The sequence below is a fragment of the Cohnella ginsengisoli genome (assembly GCF_029525555.1).
GTDB classification, from domain to species: Bacteria; Bacillota; Bacilli; order Paenibacillales; family Paenibacillaceae; genus Cohnella; species Cohnella ginsengisoli.
Genome location: NZ_JAPDHZ010000003.1, coordinates 200,622 through 217,838, shown reverse-complemented (window position 1 = coordinate 217,838; position 17,217 = coordinate 200,622). Strand labels below are relative to the sequence as shown.

At 56.4% G+C, this 17,217-nt stretch carries 14 protein-coding genes; 11 read left to right on the top strand and 3 right to left on the bottom strand.

From position 1 onward, the window contains the following. The 4 genes from OMP38_RS12105 to OMP38_RS12095 are packed head-to-tail and all read left to right on the top strand — an operon-like array spanning nucleotide 1 to nucleotide 3,547. Nucleotides 1-687: a response regulator gene (locus OMP38_RS12105; protein WP_277565407.1), complete on the top strand. Its 687-nt coding sequence runs from the start codon at nucleotides 1-3 to the stop codon at nucleotides 685-687. After that, entirely contained in the window at nucleotides 596-784 is a 189-nt protein-coding gene (locus OMP38_RS35805; RefSeq protein WP_420869688.1) for a helix-turn-helix domain-containing protein, read from the top strand. The genes OMP38_RS12105 and OMP38_RS35805 overlap by 92 nt, the downstream gene beginning before the upstream one ends. 50 nt (nucleotides 785-834) lie before the next feature. Next, nucleotides 835-1,458, top strand: coding sequence for a glycoside hydrolase family 95 protein (locus OMP38_RS12100; RefSeq protein WP_277565406.1), 624 nt, complete (start codon nucleotides 835-837; stop codon nucleotides 1,456-1,458). Continuing rightward, entirely contained in the window at nucleotides 1,379-3,547 is a 2,169-nt protein-coding gene (locus tag OMP38_RS12095; RefSeq protein WP_277565405.1) for a glycosyl hydrolase family 95 catalytic domain-containing protein, read from the top strand. Before OMP38_RS12100 ends, OMP38_RS12095 begins: the two co-directional genes overlap by 80 nt. A 425-nt stretch (nucleotides 3,548-3,972) precedes the next feature. Here the strand turns inward: OMP38_RS12095 and OMP38_RS12090 are convergent, their stop codons facing one another. Then, nucleotides 3,973-4,890, bottom strand: a complete 918-nt coding sequence (locus OMP38_RS12090; RefSeq protein ID WP_277565404.1) for a 3-hydroxyacyl-CoA dehydrogenase family protein — start codon at nucleotides 4,888-4,890, stop codon at nucleotides 3,973-3,975. A 305-nt stretch (nucleotides 4,891-5,195) separates the two neighbouring features. Between OMP38_RS12090 and OMP38_RS12085 the strand changes: the two genes are divergently transcribed. Beyond that, nucleotides 5,196-6,365, top strand: coding sequence for an MFS transporter (locus OMP38_RS12085; protein ID WP_277565403.1), 1,170 nt, complete (start codon nucleotides 5,196-5,198; stop codon nucleotides 6,363-6,365). 114 nt (nucleotides 6,366-6,479) lie between these two features. Here OMP38_RS12085 and OMP38_RS12080 read toward each other — a convergent pair whose 3' ends face one another. Next, a complete protein-coding gene (locus tag OMP38_RS12080; protein ID WP_277565402.1) occupies nucleotides 6,480-6,923 on the bottom strand; it encodes an AraC family transcriptional regulator in 444 nt (147 codons plus the stop codon). 103 nt (nucleotides 6,924-7,026) lie between these two features. Continuing rightward, nucleotides 7,027-7,302, bottom strand: coding sequence for an aldo/keto reductase (locus OMP38_RS12075; protein WP_277565401.1), 276 nt, complete (start codon nucleotides 7,300-7,302; stop codon nucleotides 7,027-7,029). A 65-nt stretch (nucleotides 7,303-7,367) separates the two neighbouring features. On the opposite strand from OMP38_RS12075, the gene OMP38_RS12070 reads away from it, so the two are divergent. The 6 genes from OMP38_RS12070 (at nucleotide 7,368) to OMP38_RS12045 (ending at nucleotide 17,203) form a co-directional block, all read left to right on the top strand. Further along, the gene (locus OMP38_RS12070) at nucleotides 7,368-8,966 is read left to right on the top strand and encodes a response regulator (RefSeq protein WP_277565400.1); all 1,599 of its coding nucleotides are present in this window, start codon (nucleotides 7,368-7,370) and stop codon (nucleotides 8,964-8,966) included. After that, nucleotides 8,963-10,765 (top strand): sensor histidine kinase, encoded by a 1,803-nt coding sequence (locus OMP38_RS12065; protein ID WP_277565399.1) that lies wholly within the window; start codon nucleotides 8,963-8,965, stop codon nucleotides 10,763-10,765. Before OMP38_RS12070 ends, OMP38_RS12065 begins: the two co-directional genes overlap by 4 nt. A 198-nt stretch (nucleotides 10,766-10,963) precedes the next feature. Beyond that, nucleotides 10,964-11,866: an ABC transporter permease gene (locus tag OMP38_RS12060; RefSeq protein WP_277565398.1), complete on the top strand. Its 903-nt coding sequence runs from the start codon at nucleotides 10,964-10,966 to the stop codon at nucleotides 11,864-11,866. 30 nt (nucleotides 11,867-11,896) lie between these two features. Continuing rightward, nucleotides 11,897-12,793, top strand: a complete 897-nt coding sequence (locus OMP38_RS12055) for a carbohydrate ABC transporter permease (RefSeq protein WP_277565397.1) — start codon at nucleotides 11,897-11,899, stop codon at nucleotides 12,791-12,793. A gap of 128 nt (nucleotides 12,794-12,921) precedes the next feature. Beyond that, the gene (locus tag OMP38_RS12050; protein WP_277565396.1) at nucleotides 12,922-14,535 is read left to right on the top strand and encodes an extracellular solute-binding protein; all 1,614 of its coding nucleotides are present in this window, start codon (nucleotides 12,922-12,924) and stop codon (nucleotides 14,533-14,535) included. A gap of 109 nt (nucleotides 14,536-14,644) precedes the next feature. Further along, nucleotides 14,645-17,203, top strand: a complete 2,559-nt coding sequence (locus tag OMP38_RS12045) for a beta-galactosidase (protein ID WP_277565395.1) — start codon at nucleotides 14,645-14,647, stop codon at nucleotides 17,201-17,203. The last annotated feature ends 14 nt before the right edge of the window (nucleotides 17,204-17,217 follow it).

Sequence of the window (17,217 nt, the reverse complement as noted above, 5' to 3'; positions counted from 1 at the left end):
ATGCTCCGATTATTGATTGTAGACGACGAGCCGATCATTTTATCCGGGATTCGAGACATGGTGGAGCAGGCGAATACAGCCTTTACGAAGATTGTGACAGCCGGCGACGGCGTAGAAGCATTGGAAAAGATGGATTATTTCATGCCGGATCTGATCATTACCGATATCCAGATGCCGGAGATGCACGGCCTGGATTTTATCAGCCTGGCCAGGGAGCGGGGAGTCAACCGGTTCATCGTCCTGTCGGGATACGATATGTTCGAGTACGCCAGGCGCGCCATTCAGCTTCAGGTCGTCGAATATATGCTGAAGCCGGTGGACGAGAAGGAATTGATCGAGCTTCTCAAGCGCATCGCCATTGAGGTGCTCGAGCGGCAGGAAAAGATACAGCGCGAGAAGGCGCGTCCTCCCGGAGCGCGCTCTGCCATAGAAGAAGCGCCTTACAGCGAGCATGTACAAATGCTGCAAAAATATATCGCTTCCAACTACCGAAGGGACATCTCTCTTACCGATGCGGCCGCCTATCTGGGACTGCATCCCGTCTATATCGGCAAACTGTACAAAAAAAGAGACAGGAACGTCCTTCGTAACAGCCATCAATCGGCTGCGCATCGAAAAAGCGAAGGAGCTGCTCTCAGGCGGGCAGAAGCTTTCCCTGGACAAAATCGCGGATATGATCGGTTTTGAGAATCGGCGTACGTTTTACAAAGTTTTTCGAAAATTCGAGGGCCGGACGCCTGGCGACTATCGAGAGGGTCTGAGCCATCCGCATGACGCAAATTAAAGCAACCGACATATCAAAGATTCATCCACAGACGACAGGAGGTTCATAGCGTGACGAACGAGACGATGAACGCGCGCATGTACGAACAGGGAAACTACGCAAACGACTATATCGAGGTGCCGATGCGCGATCCAGGGCGTGCTTGGCGGGATGGCATGGTGAGCGGCAACGGCGAGAACGGTTATGTCACGTCGGGTTCGCCTTATAACGACAGTTTTATTTTTCAGCAGATGTGGTTCAACTTTCCTTCGCCTCATCCAAGAGCGGTACCTGAGGAATTAACGGCTCAGCTCGAGGAAGCCCGCCTGAACGTATTCAACCTGAACGATCAATGGAAAATCAAGGACAGCCGCGGCCAGACGAGAGCGAGGACGTTCTACTACAGCTATCATCCAGGGCATCAGCTCAGATTGGGGATGACGAAAAAAGGGAGCGTCTCCGCATACGAAAGATGGACGAACTACGAGACGGCGGAGACGGGCGTACGGTATACCGACGAGCGAGGGGGAGTGGATCAGGACGTCCTTCACCTCCAGGACGGACAACGTCTCGATCACCCGGATCGCGCGTTCCTCGGCTGGCGCGAAGATCGACTTGACGATCTCGATCGACGATATATCGGGCATGTACAAGGCGCGCGACGGCCACACCGAGGTGAGTGCGCTCCGCTATAAAAAGCTGGTCGATCCCCAAGCCGATTATATCGCGCAGGTCGCTCATTATCCTGCTTACCCGGGCAGCGAATTGGCCAGCGGCGGCTATGCGGGACTGACTCGAGTCGTCGCCGTGAACGGGACAAAGACAAGGACGCGGCTGGACGATACAAACGAACCGATGAATGCAGGCACTGAGCAAAATCCGGCGATCCGCATCGAAGGCGCGGATGCGGTTTACCTCATCACGCAGTCCGACCGTACTTTCGATATGGGGATCCTGGAAGCGTTTGCCGGCATGGATAGGTACGATCTCGTCGATCGCCTTCTTCATCATACCGAGGCTGTGCTGCTCAAGTATGCCGACGCGAATGGGCAGTTCGACTACGAAGCGGCATTGGCGCCTCATGCCGCCTGGCAGTCGGCGGAGTGGGGCGCGGTGCGCTTTACGCTGAAGGGGGATGAGGAGGACAAGCGGGCGGACAATGCCGCTCTCATCGACGCGCAGAAGAAAAATCCGCACAGGATCAACCACGCCTTCCTGGAGCAGGTGTACAACCAAGGCCGCTATGCCCTCATCTGCTGCAGCGGCTCGAGCGCGCCTCGTCTATATGGCATGTGGACCGGCGAATGGAATCCGGGCTGGCGCGGCATATACACGCTCGATGCCAACGTCAACCTGCAAGTGGCCGCTATGAACACGGGCCATCTGACGGCGGCGCAGCCGGGTTATATCGCCTTCTTTTTGAGGAATACGCCCGACTTTGCCCTGAATGCGAAGATGGCGTACGGCATGCACGATGCGCTGCAGGTGTCCGTGAATTCGGACGGAGACCGCGGGATGCATGTTGAATACGACAACGACTATCCATTTCAGTATTGGAACGCAGGCGCGAGCTGGTGCTTGCTGCCCATTTACGAATACTGGCAGTGCTACGGCAACCGGCAGATTCCGATTACCGGCACGATGCGAATCGGCGAGTTGATGCCGTTCCTCGGGGCGGAAGACGGCGGAGTATCCAAAGAGGCGTTCGAACGGCTGCTCGCCAAGGGCGAGCTGGACCTTGAACGGGATATTTTACTCCCGCTGCTCACGAAGCAGGCGAACTTCTGGGAGCAGATCTGCACGCCCGAATACTATACCGACGCCGACGGGCGCGCTTGCCATGAGCCCGGTAAGACGGCGCTGCTGCCTGGCGAGCGGTATATGATCATTCCCGGCTACTCGCCCGAGAACAATCCGATCGGCTATACGAGCACGATAACGGCTAACGCGACGATGGACATCGCCGCGGCGCGGGACGGCCTGCGAATGGCGATCGAGATTGAAAAGGCAGTTAAACGGGAGGGTTACGAAGCTGCCGTCGCCAGATGGGAAGCCTTGCTGGAAGTGTTGCCGGATTATATTTTCGATACGGACGGCGCTTTGCGAGAATGGGCGATGAACGAATATACGGAAAACAACGATCACCGACATCTGAGCCATCTTTATCCCGCCTGGCCCGCCTACGAGACGCAAGAAGACAGGAAGCTGTTCGCCGCTGCCCGAATCGCGGTCGAAAACAGGGATAAATACAATACCGGCGATGCGACGGCCGGTCACGGCTGGATGCACAAGGCGTTGGTCTACGCCAGACTGAAAAACGGAGACGGTTTGCTAGCGTCGCTGCTGGCGATGGTGAACGACGACGGCTATTATCCTTCCCTGATGTCGGACCATGACACGAACCGGCGCAACGATACTTATTGTACGGACACCTCCTTCGGCAACCTCGGGGCGGTGCATGAAGCGCTGGTATTCTCAAATAACGGAGAGATCGAAGTCGTGCCTGCCTTGCCGGCCGATTGGAAGTCCGGCTCGATCTTCGGCCTGATGGCGAGGACCCGCGCAGAGGTGAAGGAGCTCACATGGGATCAGGAGGCCGGTGCAGTAAAAGTAATTCTGCGTTCCGGCATTCACGATAACAGGATCGTCGTCAAATCGGGTGTGTCGTGGACAAGCGCAACGGTCGACGGTGCGAGGGCAGAAGCGTTTGAGAATGCAAACGGCAAGTACATTCAGTTATCGCTGGCTGCAGACGCAGACGTCGAAATTGTATTTTCACGGTAAGTCGCAGACGATAAGGCGGAAAAATCTTACAATTCAGGAGCAGGAGCAGCGAATGGCCGCTGCTCTTTTTTTTTGCTTCTGTTTGCTGCCGGCCGACTTCCGTACCATAAATACAGGGTCGGCTAGATCTTGTGAGTATAAGCTGATGTAGGCAAAGGTTTGAGCTTCATAACGTCCTGTGACTGTCCTGTTTATCCACTTATTATCGCACGTATTAATGACCGGATTTAACACCGGTTTTTAGTCTAGGTTGTTCGGTAGCGATCATTTGATTGAATTCTAACTGAGACACAAGATTACTCAGGGGGCAATATCGCATTTGATTGAACTGGACTTTCCTTTATAACCCTCCATTCAACAGCCCTATCCATCCACGCTCAGGGAGCGAGGCGGAAGCATTTGGGAGCGCGCTTGCAATTGCCACGTCATTCGGAGTCACTGGGAAGATCCATCCGTATTTTCGCTTTTAACGAGACCAGCTTTTGCAGATTGCTTTGCAGTTCCTCAGCCGTTCCAACAGGATCCTCGTAGCTGTAGTAACCTTTACCGCTTTTGATGCCGAGATGGTCTTCTGCGGTTTTCGTCAAAATGGATTCCGGTTCAACCGTGCTCACGCTGAGCTTGGGGAAGAGATGCCCGGTTACCTTGGACCAAATATCGAGCCCGCCCAAATCCGCAATCTCGAACGGTCCCTTGAATGCCCAACGCATACCGAGCCCTTCTTTGACGGCCGTATCGATCTGTTCGATGTCGGCAACTCCGTTCTCCAGCAGGTAGCAGGCTTCCCTCATCAATGCCGCTTGCAAGCGATTGGCTATAAATCCGGGAATGTCCTTCTTAAGTATGACCGGGGATTTGCCGCATGCGCGCATCAACTCAACGATTTCCTCCATGTCCGCAGGAGATGTTGCGGGCAATCCCAAGATCTCGACCAGAGGAATAACATGCGCCGGGTTGAAAAAATGGGCGATAACCATCCTGTTAGCGAACGGCTGCCCCTCCGCCAGCGTTTCGAGAGCGAAGGTGGAGGTGTTGGAGGCAACAATTGTTTGTTCCTTAATGAGCCGCGCCAATCGACCGTACACGTCCCGTTTAATCGTGAGCTGCTCAGGAACGGCTTCCACGATCAGGTCGGCGTCAGTAACCGCTTTCTCAAGTTCGCTGAATAAGAGGACTGTGCAATGTTCATCGGCTCTCTCCATGGAGAGCAGCTTCTCCCTGGTGGAAGGCAGCAAAGCATCATTAGGTTCATACAGGGATACGGCGAAACCGTGGTTGGCGAACAGATGGGCAATCCCAATCCCCATTGTGCCGGCTCCCAGGACAGCGATGTTCTGGATCATGATAGGCCTCCTCATCGTACGCCAAGACACTAGGATGCAGGTTATATATTCTTATTCTACAACCGATATTTTTATAGGTAAAATACATATATAGAATATAATATATTCATTTTATCTATATAAAGCCAAGAAAGCCAAGGAATTACGAGATGATTACCCGACAATACACAATTCGCCAGCTATATTCTGATGAGGGGGGGGCTCGCGCCGCGCGACGCATGTCTGCAAGATTCAGCGTTGAACTTGCAGGCATCAAGGCGTATGCTAAAAGCATCTTGTGTAACCTGCCGCAAAGGAAGCGACTTATGACAGCATCGTTTCGGCTTTCCTATTTTTATTTATTCTATTTCTTTATATACATGGGCAACGCGGTATACGGCACATTCATCCCGCTTTACTTTCGCGATGCGGGATTCGACTCGTCGCAGATTGGCATCCTGCTCGGCATCGGCCCGCTCGTCGCCATTTTCGCGCAGCCGGTATGGGGGGCGCTTAGCGACCGGGCCAAAACCAAAAACAAGATCCTGCTGCTGCTGATCGTCGGGAGCGGAGGGGCCATGCTGCTGTATCCGTTTTCCGACGGGTTCGGCTACTTGCTCGGGATGATCAGCATCTTCACTTTTTTCCAGGCTTCGATATTCGCCCTCAGCGACGCGATCACGCTTGAGGAGTTGGATCGGCATCGATGGGCGGGCGGGTTCAGCCGGATTCGGCTGGCGGGCACGCTAGGATTCGCGCTCATGTCCATCGCGTTCGGCTTGATTGCCGAGAAGCGGGTAGATCTGATGTTCGCGGTCTACGCGATGGTTATGGCCGTGTCTTTCGCGTTCGTCCTCCGCTTCCCGTCCGTTGCCGGCCATCAGAAGCAGGGACGCCGCATCCGAATTTGGGTCTTGTTTCGCAATCGCAAGCTCGTCTTTTATTTGGCGGTCAATTTCGTTCTTCATATCACGTTGGGATACTATTACACGTTTTTCCCTTTGTATTTTCAGGAGTTGGGCGGCAGCAACGCTTGGCTCGGATGGTCGATGGTCATATCGTCGCTGAGCGAGGTGCCGTTTCTGCTGCTGGCAGGGAAAATATTCCAACGGGTGCGCATCCATTACATCTTGTTCGGAGCAGGCATCGCGGCAGCGCTGCGGTGGTACTTGTTCTCGGCCATCCATGATCCCTATTGGACGATTCCCGTGCAGGTGCTGCACGGTTTGATCTTTATCGTATTGTCCGTCACGATGGCTACCGTCATCAACCGTGAAGTGCCGGATGAACTCAAAGCGAGCGGACAGACGCTGAACGCGCTGCTATGTCTGGGCGTCGCCCGTTTGATCGGGAGCTATGCAGGCGGAGAAGCGAGCGAGATCTGGGGAATGCGCGACGTCTTCATGTACAATGCGGTGCTCGCCGTCGGATGCATTGCCGTGTTCGCGGTCTTGTTCCGGCGGATGGACCGTCGCTCGATTAGGCAATCGAAGTAACTCTCTCGAACTGCGAACGTTGGGCACCAACGCAGCCTTCCTTGCCCGGCAAGGGCGCTGCGTTTCTTTGGCGTTCCGAGCATGGCGCGCGATATGCGCCGATACGCTTCGATTTTAATCGAACTGCCGGCCGGCGAGCATCTTATAATGCGTTGGAGACAGACCGGTCGTCGATTTAAACAGCTTGGACAAATAGGAAGTATCGGGAATGCCCGTCCGCTCGCCGATCTCGGACAGCGCGAGATCGGTAGCGGTGAGCAGCCGCTTCACGCTGTCGATTCGTTTGCGTTTGACGTATTGGATCGGCGTCGTGCCGAGGTGCTTTTTGAACATTTTCGCCGTAAAGTGGCACCAGTATTTCGTATACGGCTTGTCGTAAATGGCCGGGTACGATTGTAGGACGCCTTCAGGCATGAGAGCGAGCCGGCCCGGCTTCGGGTAGAGCTCCCGGTCGCCGATCTTAAGCCACCCTTCTCCGTCCGTAATAAAATAAAACTTGTTATGAAAATTGGACAGGTACATCTGCAGAAGTCGCTTGCGAGAGCGTCCGTTCATCATTTTTTCACCTGCAAGGATAGCAGCCTATTGCTTGGGCTCGAGAAGGTGACGGCGGCCGCAAAAATGAAAACGCCGCGCCTCTTGCGAAGAGGCGCGGCTTGATTTATCCGGAAAACTGGCCGTTATCAAGCAGGGCAAGCTCCTCTTCGCCGAGCGTCAAGTCGCCTGCGCCGAGGCTGTCCGCGAGCTGCGATTCGTCCGTCGCGCCTACGACGGCAAAGGCGGGAAAGCGGCGCGAGACGATATAGGAGAGAGCGATCTGCGAGATCGATACGCCCCGTCTCTCGTCGATTGCGCGAGAGGCGGTTTTGTTTGATACGACGATGTACGCTTGCCGGCGATTAACGTAAAAAAAACGAAGACAATCGTAAATTATCATAGTGCCCCTATCCATTATAATAGAAACAAGGTATGCTGCGTCTAAGCAAAAAGGGGGCCGACATCATGAGATTGATGATCGTGGACGACGAAGAGCGGACCAGGGAGCTGCTGAAAAATTATATGCCTTGGGAAGAAATCGGCATCAGCGAGCTCGCGACAGCCAAAAACGGACAGGCGGCGCTTGAGCTGGCGCTCACCTGGAAGCCAGGCATCGTGCTGTGCGACATCAAGATGCCCAAGATGGACGGCATCGAATTCTCCAAAGCCTATCGCGCGATCGACCCGCGCTGCAAAATTATATTTTTGAGCGGCTTCTCCGACAAGGAATATCTCAAATCCGCCATTCATGTTAAAGCGCTTACTTATATTGAAAAGCCCGTCAACCTGGAGGAAGTCCGCCAGGCCGTGCAGGATGCCCTCGTCCTGTGCAAGGAGGAAGAACATACAAACTCGGAGCAAAAGCGTCTGCAGGAGCACGCGGACCGGAGTCTTCCTTTTCTTCGCCAGGAGATGGTGCGCAAGCTGATCAAGCATCCGCAATCGACGCATATCGAGCGGGCTCTGCAGAGCACCGAGACGTTTCTGTTGCCGGTCAAAGGACCGTATACGGCAGGCGTAGCGTCCTTGTACTGGAATTCGTCCGTCATCCCCGAGGATCCGACGGGCGTGCAGGAGCGGATGCTGCAGGAACTCTGCGGCTTGGATACCGAACGGACGGGAGGCGCCCTGTTCGGCTTCGATGCCCAGAACTGGCTCGTCTTCGTGCTGCCCGGGGACTACGACGGAAGCTACCGCAAAGAGAGAGAAACGATCGATCGCCTGGCCGATACGCTGCGCCGGGTCGCAGGGCCGGATATCGAGCTTCGCATCGGCATCGGAGAGACTGTCTGGACGATAGACAGCGTGCCTAGATCCTACGACAAGGCGATGCAGGCGGGCATCATGCAATTTTACCGCGAGGATCCGCATCCGTTTTTCTTCCAGCCTGACATTGCGTTCGGGACATTGGAGACGGACTGGGAGGAGATCCGCCAGCTGCGGGAGGAGCTTCGACGCGGCGACATGGACAAGGTAAGGGGGCGGGTCGTACGGCATACGGACAAGGCTATGGATCGCAAAGACCGGGATACGGCGCGCGTGAAGGACACGTACTTCCAGTTGCTGCTGGCGATTCTGGAGGCTGCCGTACAGCTGGGCTTCACCGATCAGACCGAGGATGCGGACCGGCGCTACATCTGGCGGGAGATCGACGCGATTCCTTCCTTGTCCCGATTGAAGGCGTACGTGCTCTCCTTCCTCGCGCCCTTTGAGGACGAACCGGAGGAAAGTTCCGCGGTACCGGGCAAGCTAAGAGAGATCATCCGATATATTCACGGCCATTTTCATGAAAAGGGTTTTACGATTCAGGCGATCGCCGATCATGTGAAACTGAGCGAGACTTACCTGTGCTCCTACTTTAAAAAGCAGCGCGGCCAGACGCTGAAAGAGTTCATCACGGAGACGCGCTGCGAGCGCGCCAGAGAGCTGCTGCGGGAGCGGGATCTCAAGCTGTACGAGGTAGCCGTCCGGCTCGGCTTTGCCGATGCCAATTACTTCGCTACGTTTTTCAAACGATGCGCAGGCTGCACGCCTTCCGAATACCGGGAGCGAATCGCCAAATGAACAGAGGGCGCGCTTCCTTTTCCAAGCTCAATATCAGCAGCAAGCTATTTCTCAGCTATCTGCTCGTCATTTGCATTCCGTTCGTCCTGCTGCTGTTCATCCACCTGAACGTGACGCAGCGGGAGAACAAAGAGCAGATGCTGTATTCGGCCCACAAGATGCTCGACGAGACCAAGTCCTATCTGGAGTACAAGTCGCAGTCGATCACGGAGGTGCTGAACTTCGTCGCCTTCAACGACCTGGTCCAGTCCAACGTAACGACGGACGCCGCCATATACGAGGATGTCAATCTGTGGGGGACGGACGCCAACAAATTGGCCAAGGTGCTCAATCAATTCCGCAACAACGAGGACATCACGACGCTTCAGCTGTATATGAAGCAAGGACTGGGCAAAGCGGCGGACAGCCCGGATTATCTGAATATGGGCAAGATCGAAACGACGGCCTGGTTCCGCGGCTTCAGTGCATCCTATTCGGCATTCGCCTGGCTGCCTACGTCCGCGATCGACGACGAAGGAGACTTACAGACAGGCGGTATATCCGTGCTCCGAAAAATCCCGAACAGTCACAATATCCAGCAATTCGACGGCATCGTCCGCGCGCAGATCGATCCGGACGCCATGCAGTCCGTTCTTAATCATGCCGTCATTACGCCGAATACGACCGCCGTTCTTTTTAACGAGCGAATGGATATTCTCGGGACGTCCGACGGCTACGCTTTTTCCAAGGACCAGTTGAACAGCATGCTGAGCGAGCGAGAAGCCGGCGCGGACCCGGAAAATTATTGGAACGATCATTTGAACTTGCGTAAAAAACGCATGCTTTTCGGCGTGCAGGCGATTCCGCATACGGATATGACGGTCGCGCTGATCGTACCGTACGATGATATTCTGGCATCGAGCGACAAGAGCCGCAACCGGATCGTCACGATCTTTTTGCTCGTCGTGCCGATCACGATGGTGCTTTCCTACTTTGTGGCTGCATCGGCGACGAGCAGGCTTCGCAAACTCATCTCGCATGTGCGCAAGGTTAAGAAGGGGCACTTCCAGCTTGCGCCGCTGCCGACGAGCGAGGACGAGATCGGCGAGCTGGCCCGCAACTTCAACGGCATGGTGTCCAATATTTCGCAGTTGATGGAGGAGACCTATACGCTCGGACAGGAAGTGAAGGACAAGGAACTGAAGGCGCTGCAGGCGCAGATCAACCCGCATTTCCTCTATAATACGCTCAATCTCATCAACGTAATGGCAATCGAGTCCGGCTCGCGGGAGATCTCCAGAGTCGTCGACGAGCTGGCTGTCTTCTACAGGCTCAGTCTGTCCAACGGCAGAGAGAAGGTGACGCTCGACAGCGAACTCAAGCATATCGAGGCTTATGTACGCATTCACAATATGCGCTTCAACGACTGCGTCAACCTCGAGCTTGAAGTGTCGCGCGAGCTGCTCGCCTGCGAGGTGCCGAAGATCATCCTCCAGCCGATCGTCGAGAATGCGATTCTGCACGGTATCATGGAGACCGACAGCGAGACGGGAACGATCCGCATCAGCGCGCGGGTGGAGAGCGGCACGCTGGTCATCGAGATCGAGGACGACGGGGTCGGCATGACCGCGGAAAAGATGAAAAGCCTGTTCGTCGGGCCCGTGACCGGGAAGGCTGGGGGCTACGGGCTGCGCAATATCGAGGAGCGGATTCGTCTTTCCTATGGCGCGGCGTATGGCATTTATTTTAGAAGCGAACCGGGAGCCGGCACCGTCGTTACGCTTCGTCTGCCGGACGCGAGGGAGCAGGGCGCATCCTAAACTATCAAAGGAGATCGTAACTTTAACCGATATGGATTCTGCTGCGGAAGCCCTACAATACGAATATAGAAGTCCGCAACGCGCAAGGGGCTAACAACGCAGCAGGATGGTGATGATATGTCGGTCAACGCCGAGACCCGACGGAACGCGGCAGCTGCCGCAGGATTAAAGGCAAAGCAGCTCCGCAAAAGAGGCTTTATGAGCGAGATCAAAGCGCATTGGGTGCTGTACGCGATGTTCCTTCCCATTGCCATATACTTTATTTTCTTCGCCTATGTGCCGATGGCGGGGATCGTGATGGCGTTCAAGGAATTCAACTACCGCGAAGGCATCTTCGGCAGTCCCTGGAACGGATGGGACAACTTCAGCTACTTCTTCGATTCGGGCAAGGCCTGGCTGGTGACGAGAAATACGGTCGTGTATAATGTCATCTTCCTGACCTGCTACACGGTTTTTTCCATCATGGCCGCCGTCTTCATCTCCGAGATCACGAAAAAGTGGTTTAAGAAAATAGCGCAGACGATGATGTTCCTCCCTTACTTTATCTCCTGGGTGACCGTATCGGCATTCGTCTACAATTTCCTGAATTATGAATACGGGATCGCGAACAAGCTGCTGGCCCAGTTCAGCCTTGCTCCGATCGATATTTACTCCAACACCTCTTACTGGTATTTCCTGCTTCCTTTCCTCTATGTGTGGAAATGGGTCGGCTACGGCAGCGTGCTGTACCTGGCTGCGATCGTCGGCATCGATCAGGAGGTGTACGAGGCCGCGACCATCGACGGCGCGACGCGCTTCCAGAAGATTACGAAGATCACGCTGCCACTGCTCAAGCCGACGATGATCATCCTCATTCTGCTCGGACTCGGCCGGATCATGCGCGGCGAGTTCGACATGTTCTACCAACTGATCGGCAACAACGGCACGCTGATGGACGCGACGGATATTATCGATACGCTCGCCTTCCGCTCGCTCGTCGGCACCGCGGACTTCGGCATGGCCTCGTCCGTCGGCTTCTATCAATCCGTGCTGACGCTGATCATCATTCTGGCCGCCAACTGGCTCGTACGCCGCTACGACAAGGATCAGGCGCTGTTCTAAACTCCAAGCAAGAAACCGAGGTGATAACCTATGAAAGATACGTCCGTCAAAGGCAAGCTGAACGCTTCTCCCGGATTTGCCGTAATCTCCTATACGCTGGTCGGTGTGATCGCCGCCGTCTGCCTGATCCCTTTTATCGTACTCGTCGCGGGCTCCTTCTCCTCCGAGAGCTCGGTGCTCCGCGACGGCTTCTGGTTCTGGCCGAGGGAGCTGTCGCTGGACGCTTACCGCTTCATCTTCCGCTATCCGGGGGATGTGCTGTCCGGCTACAAGGTGTCGATCATCGTCACCGGAATCGGAACTGCCGTCTCGCTGTTCATCTCGACGATGGCCGCATTCGTGCTCTGCCGCAAGGAAGTCAAGTACCGCAATGGGCTGTCGTTCTTCCTGTTTTTCACGACGCTGTTCAGCGGCGGCCTCGCGCCGTTCTACATCTGGATCAGCAAAAACCTGCACATGCAAAATACGTACCTCGTGCTGATCCTGACACCGATGTTCAACGTCATGTACATTCTGATCCTGCGGGCGTTCATCCGCGGCTCGGTGCCCGAGCCCTTGATCGAATCCGCCAAGATCGACGGCGCCGGCGACATGCGCATCTTCCTGCAGATGGTGCTGCCGCTGTCCAAGCCCGCGCTGGCCTCGATCGGCGTGTTCACGGCGCTGGCCTACTGGAACGACTGGTGGACGGCCATGATGTTCACCAACAAGGAGTATCTGGTTACGCTTCAGTACCTGCTCTACAAGATGCTGTCCTCGATCAATATGTCAGGCGCGATGGCGCAGCATATCCAGTCGGCGGATCAGCCGAAGGAAACGTTCAAGCTGGCGATGACAGTCATCGCAACCGGTCCGATCGTCCTGGTCTTCCCGTTTGTCCAAAAGTACTTCGTCAGCGGCATTACGATCGGTGCGGTCAAGGGCTGACCGGAGAGGGATGCGCGCCTGCCGCAATCCTGAGAGGATTCCGGCAGGCGATCACCATCCCCATCCATTCGTTATAGATCCGATTGCGGATTTATATAAGGGCTTTTCAATAAAGAGGAGGGTTTACGTTGAAAAAGAGTTCCATCCTGTTGTTCACGCTGCTTCTTTCCTTCGTGCTCGTCATCTCGGCGTGCGGCAACAATAACAACAACAGCGCGCCTAGCGATTCGCCTAATGCAAGCGTTTCCGCATCGGCTTCGGGAGCGGCGTCCCCGGACGCGTCCAAGCCGGACAACAGCAAAGAAGTAAAGCTCGTGGGCTACCTGCTCGGCGAAGCGCCGAAGGGCATGCCTGAAGTGCTGGCAGCGCTTAACGAGAAGTTCAAGAAAGATATCAACGCTACGATTGAACTGAACTATATCGGCTGGGGCGATGTCGCTTCCAAGTATCCGCTCGTGCTCGCTTCGGGCGAAGACGTTGACTTCATCTTCGCCGCAGACTGGAACTTCTACACCTCCGAAGCGAACAAGGGCGCCTTCATGTCTCTCGATCTCGAGAAGATGAAGCAGCTGATGCCGAAGTATATGGCGAAGCAAAACCAGGCCGCGTTCACGGCCGCTACCGTGAACGGCAAGCTGTACATGATTCCGACGACGACGCCGGACCGCAAGGTCAGCGTAGCCGTCATCCGCAAGGATATCATGGAGAAGGCCGGCCTGGCCGAAGTCAAGAAATTCTCGGAGCTTGAGCCGTACTTCGCCGAGATCAAGAAAGACTATCCGGATATGATCCCGCTGAACCTGGACAGCCAGTTCGATCTGCCGACGCCGTACCAGTACCTGCTGCGCGACAAGATCGGTTTCCAGGGCGCGCCGATCGACTCCGGCGATCCGATGACCGAGGGCGTCGCCTACGACTTTTCCGATCCGACCGGCAAGATCATGAGCATGCTTGAAGAGCCGATGCTGAGCGCCCAGAAGTATGCGGCCGGCATCATGAAGGACTGGTATGCGAAGGGCTACGTCAACAAAAACCCTTATTCCAACAAAACGCGCTCCAAGGACAACTTCTGTGAAGGCAAGTCTGGCGTCGCGTTGGGCAACTCGTACGACGTAGCGACCGTCATGTCCCAGTGCAAGGCGAAGGGAATCGACACCTACATCATCCCGTCGCTGACGCAAGACGGCAAGGCGCCGCAAAACACCTGGACGAACAACGGCGTCGCGATCGCAGCCAACTCCAAAAATGCGGACCGCGTCATGCAGATGCTTGACCTGCTCATGGAGGACGAATCCTATGCTACAACGGCTTACTTCGGCATCGAAGGCAAAAACTATGCCGTAACGGCCGAAGGTACGATCGGCCTGCCGGAGGGCGTCACCTCTGAAAACAACACGTATCCGCCGGATGCGTCGGGCTTCTGGTTCATCGATAAAGACTTCTTCAAGCCGATGGCCGACTGGACGGCAGAATACACGAAGCACCACGATGAAGTCGCAAGCTTCCTGACGGACTTCCCTTACAACGGCTTCACGTTCAACTCCGACAAAGTAAAGACGCAGATCGCAAATATGAAAAACGTCTCGTCGCAGTATGCCAGCCCGATCTTCATCGGCGCGATCAAGGACGTGGACAGCGCGTTCGCGACGCTCGACGAGAAGCTGAAGTCAGCCGGCATCGACAAGGTCAAGACGGAAGTCGAAGCGCAAGCCGCCGCTTACCTGGCGAGCAAGGGCAAATAAGTTTAAAAGCAAAGGGGGCGGCGCGGATGCAAAACCGCGCCGCCTTTCCTGTTGAGACCTGACAGGCCATCCGAGCACGGTTCATTAGAAGCACAGGGAGGATACGATCTTGAACGAATACCGTATCGACGCCAGCCAGGATCGCAAGAAGATCCGCTCCGGCGCAAGCCGCATGGGCGGCAGCCATCCGTCGGGCGAACGTCTGGGGCTGAGCAATTATTATATGGAGAAAAACGGCAAGCCGTTTTTCGGCATTTGCGGCGAATTCCACTATTCGCGCTACGACGAGCGTTTCTGGGAAGACGAGATCGTGAAGATGAAGATGGGCGGTATCAACATCGTCGCCACTTATATTTTCTGGAACGTCCACGAGGAAATTCGCGGCGAATTCGACTGGAGCGGCCGCCGCGACCTGCGCAGGTTCATCGAGCTGTGCGGCAAGCACGATCTGTACGTCATCATTCGGATCGGACCGTTCGACCACGGCGAGATGCGCAACGGCGGCATGCCGGACTGGCTGTTCGGCCGTCCGTTCGAGGTGCGGTCCAACGACCCGCGCTATCTCGCGTACGTCAAGCCGCTGTACGAGCAGATCAGCGCGCAGGTGCAGGGCTTGCTGTACAAGCAGGGCGGACCGATCATCGGCACGCAGATCGAGAACGAGCATAACCACTCGGCCGCCCAGTGGGCGCTGACGACGGGCATCAGCAATCAGTGGCTGACCCGGGGCGAGGACGGCGAAGCGCATATGCTCACGCTGAAGAAGATGGCGATCGAAGCGGGCATCAACACGCCGATCTACACCTGCACGGCCTGGGGCGGCGCATCGGCGCCGGCCGACGAGATGCTGCCGCTCTGGGGCGGATATTCCCACTGGCCATGGATCTACTACGAGGAAGACCGCTTCGGCGAGATGAAAGAGCACCCGGCCACGCCCGAATACATTTTCCGCGACAAGCATAACAACGACATTCCGAAAAGCTACAACTTCGAACCGCTGTACACGCCCGAAGACCACCCTTACGCCTGCTGCGAGATGGGCGGCGGCATGACGCCTTTCTACAAGTACCGCTTCGACTTCCCTTATATCAGCGTGCCTGCGATGACAGGCATCAAGGTGGCCGAGGGCTGCAATCTGATCGGCTACTACATGTACCACGGCGGCTCCAATCCGAACGGCAAGCGCGACGTGTTCCTCAACGATCTGGCGACGCCGAAAATCTCTTACGACTTCAATGCCTGCATCGGCGAATTCGGCCAGGTGCGGGAATCGTACCATCGGACCCGCCTGCAGCACTATTTCTATGTGACGTTCGAGGAATGGCTGTGCCGCACGAAGACGATTCTGCCTGGCGACACGTCGCAAATGGAGCCGACCGACGTCGATACGCTGCGCTACGCGGTGCGGGCGGCGGAGGGTACGGGGCTGCTGTTCCTGAACAATTATCAGGATCATGCTAAGACGCACGATCTGCACGTGCCCGGCGGCGTGACGGTGCAGACGGCGACAGAAGAAATCCGCTTCCCGGCCGAGGGGGGCGCTCGAGCTGGGCAAGGACGGCTATGCCATGCTGCCGTACAACTTCGATCTGGCCGGCATCAATCTCAAATATGCGATGGCGCAGCCGATCACCCGTCTGGACGCGGGCGAAGAGGCGTACTACTTCTTCGTCTCGCCCAAGGGGATGCCGGCAGAATACGCGTTCGAGACGGCGACGCTTGGCGGCATCGACGCCGGGTCGGCGTTCGTGCGCGAAGCTGGCGGCCTGACGATCGTCGCTCCGGCAGCCGGCGCAGGCGAGGCGATCCGCCTTACGTCGAACGGCGGCGCTGGCGTTCACGTGGTGACGTTCACGGACGAGGAGAGCCTGTGCTTCTGGCAGGCGAACGTCTGGGGACGCGAGCGCGCGGTGCTGACGGACGCGAACCTGCTCGTATCCGGCGACGAGGTGAAGCTGGAGGCGACGGACGCCGAGGAAGTGACGCTGCGCGTATTCCCGGACTTCGACGGACTGGGCGACATCGCGGGCGGCGAGCTGCTGTCGCGCACCGAAGAGGGGCTGTTCACCGCCTATCGCTTCCGCCTGCCGCGCCGCGAGATCAAGTTCGCGCTGGAGCGGGCGAAGGACGACAGGGCCATTCTCTCGTTCGCCGCGGATGCGCTGGACGGCGTCAAAGAAGCGCTGCTGCGCGTCGATTACAGAGGCGATATCGGCTACGCGTTCATCGACGGCGACCTGATCGGCGACAACTTCAGCGACGGAAACACCTGGGAGCTTGGCTTGAAGCGATTCGAGGAGCGGCTCGCGAAGGACGGCATGTATCTGTACATCTCGCCGATCCGCAAAGGCGGCACCGTGAACAGCAATACGACGATGGCGGGCTGGAGCGAGAATGCGGAGGAGATGATCGCCGAGCTGAAGGGAATCTCCGCGGTCCCCGTATGCGAGCTCGTGCTGAAGCGGAGCTGAGCGCAATGACGGCGGCCGTTGAGGCAGCATTCAATGACGGGGAACGGCTGCTGACCGAGGCTTGGCAAAAAGCCGCAGAAGATCGGGACCGGCGGGAAAACCGCGGCGGACCGCTGCGGCAAGGAAAGAGGCGAATGACAGACAGGTCGTCGGCATGCTGGCCCGACGGCCTGTCCTGCTATGGGGACGCGATGTAATTACTTACGCGACG

Coding starts and splice junctions, on each gene's coding strand:
- OMP38_RS12105 (WP_277565407.1), top strand. CDS start 1: ATGCTCCGATTATTGATTGTAGACGACGAGCCGATCATTTTATCCGGG.
- OMP38_RS12090 (WP_277565404.1), bottom strand. CDS start 4,890: ATGATCCAGAACATCGCTGTCCTGGGAGCCGGCACAATGGGGATTGGG.
- OMP38_RS12085 (WP_277565403.1), top strand. CDS start 5,196: ATGACAGCATCGTTTCGGCTTTCCTATTTTTATTTATTCTATTTCTTT.
- OMP38_RS12080 (WP_277565402.1), bottom strand. CDS start 6,923: ATGATGAACGGACGCTCTCGCAAGCGACTTCTGCAGATGTACCTGTCC.
- OMP38_RS12075 (WP_277565401.1), bottom strand. CDS start 7,302: ATGATAATTTACGATTGTCTTCGTTTTTTTTACGTTAATCGCCGGCAA.
- OMP38_RS12070 (WP_277565400.1), top strand. CDS start 7,368: ATGAGATTGATGATCGTGGACGACGAAGAGCGGACCAGGGAGCTGCTG.
- OMP38_RS12065 (WP_277565399.1), top strand. CDS start 8,963: ATGAACAGAGGGCGCGCTTCCTTTTCCAAGCTCAATATCAGCAGCAAG.
- OMP38_RS12060 (WP_277565398.1), top strand. CDS start 10,964: ATGAGCGAGATCAAAGCGCATTGGGTGCTGTACGCGATGTTCCTTCCC.
- OMP38_RS12055 (WP_277565397.1), top strand. CDS start 11,897: ATGAAAGATACGTCCGTCAAAGGCAAGCTGAACGCTTCTCCCGGATTT.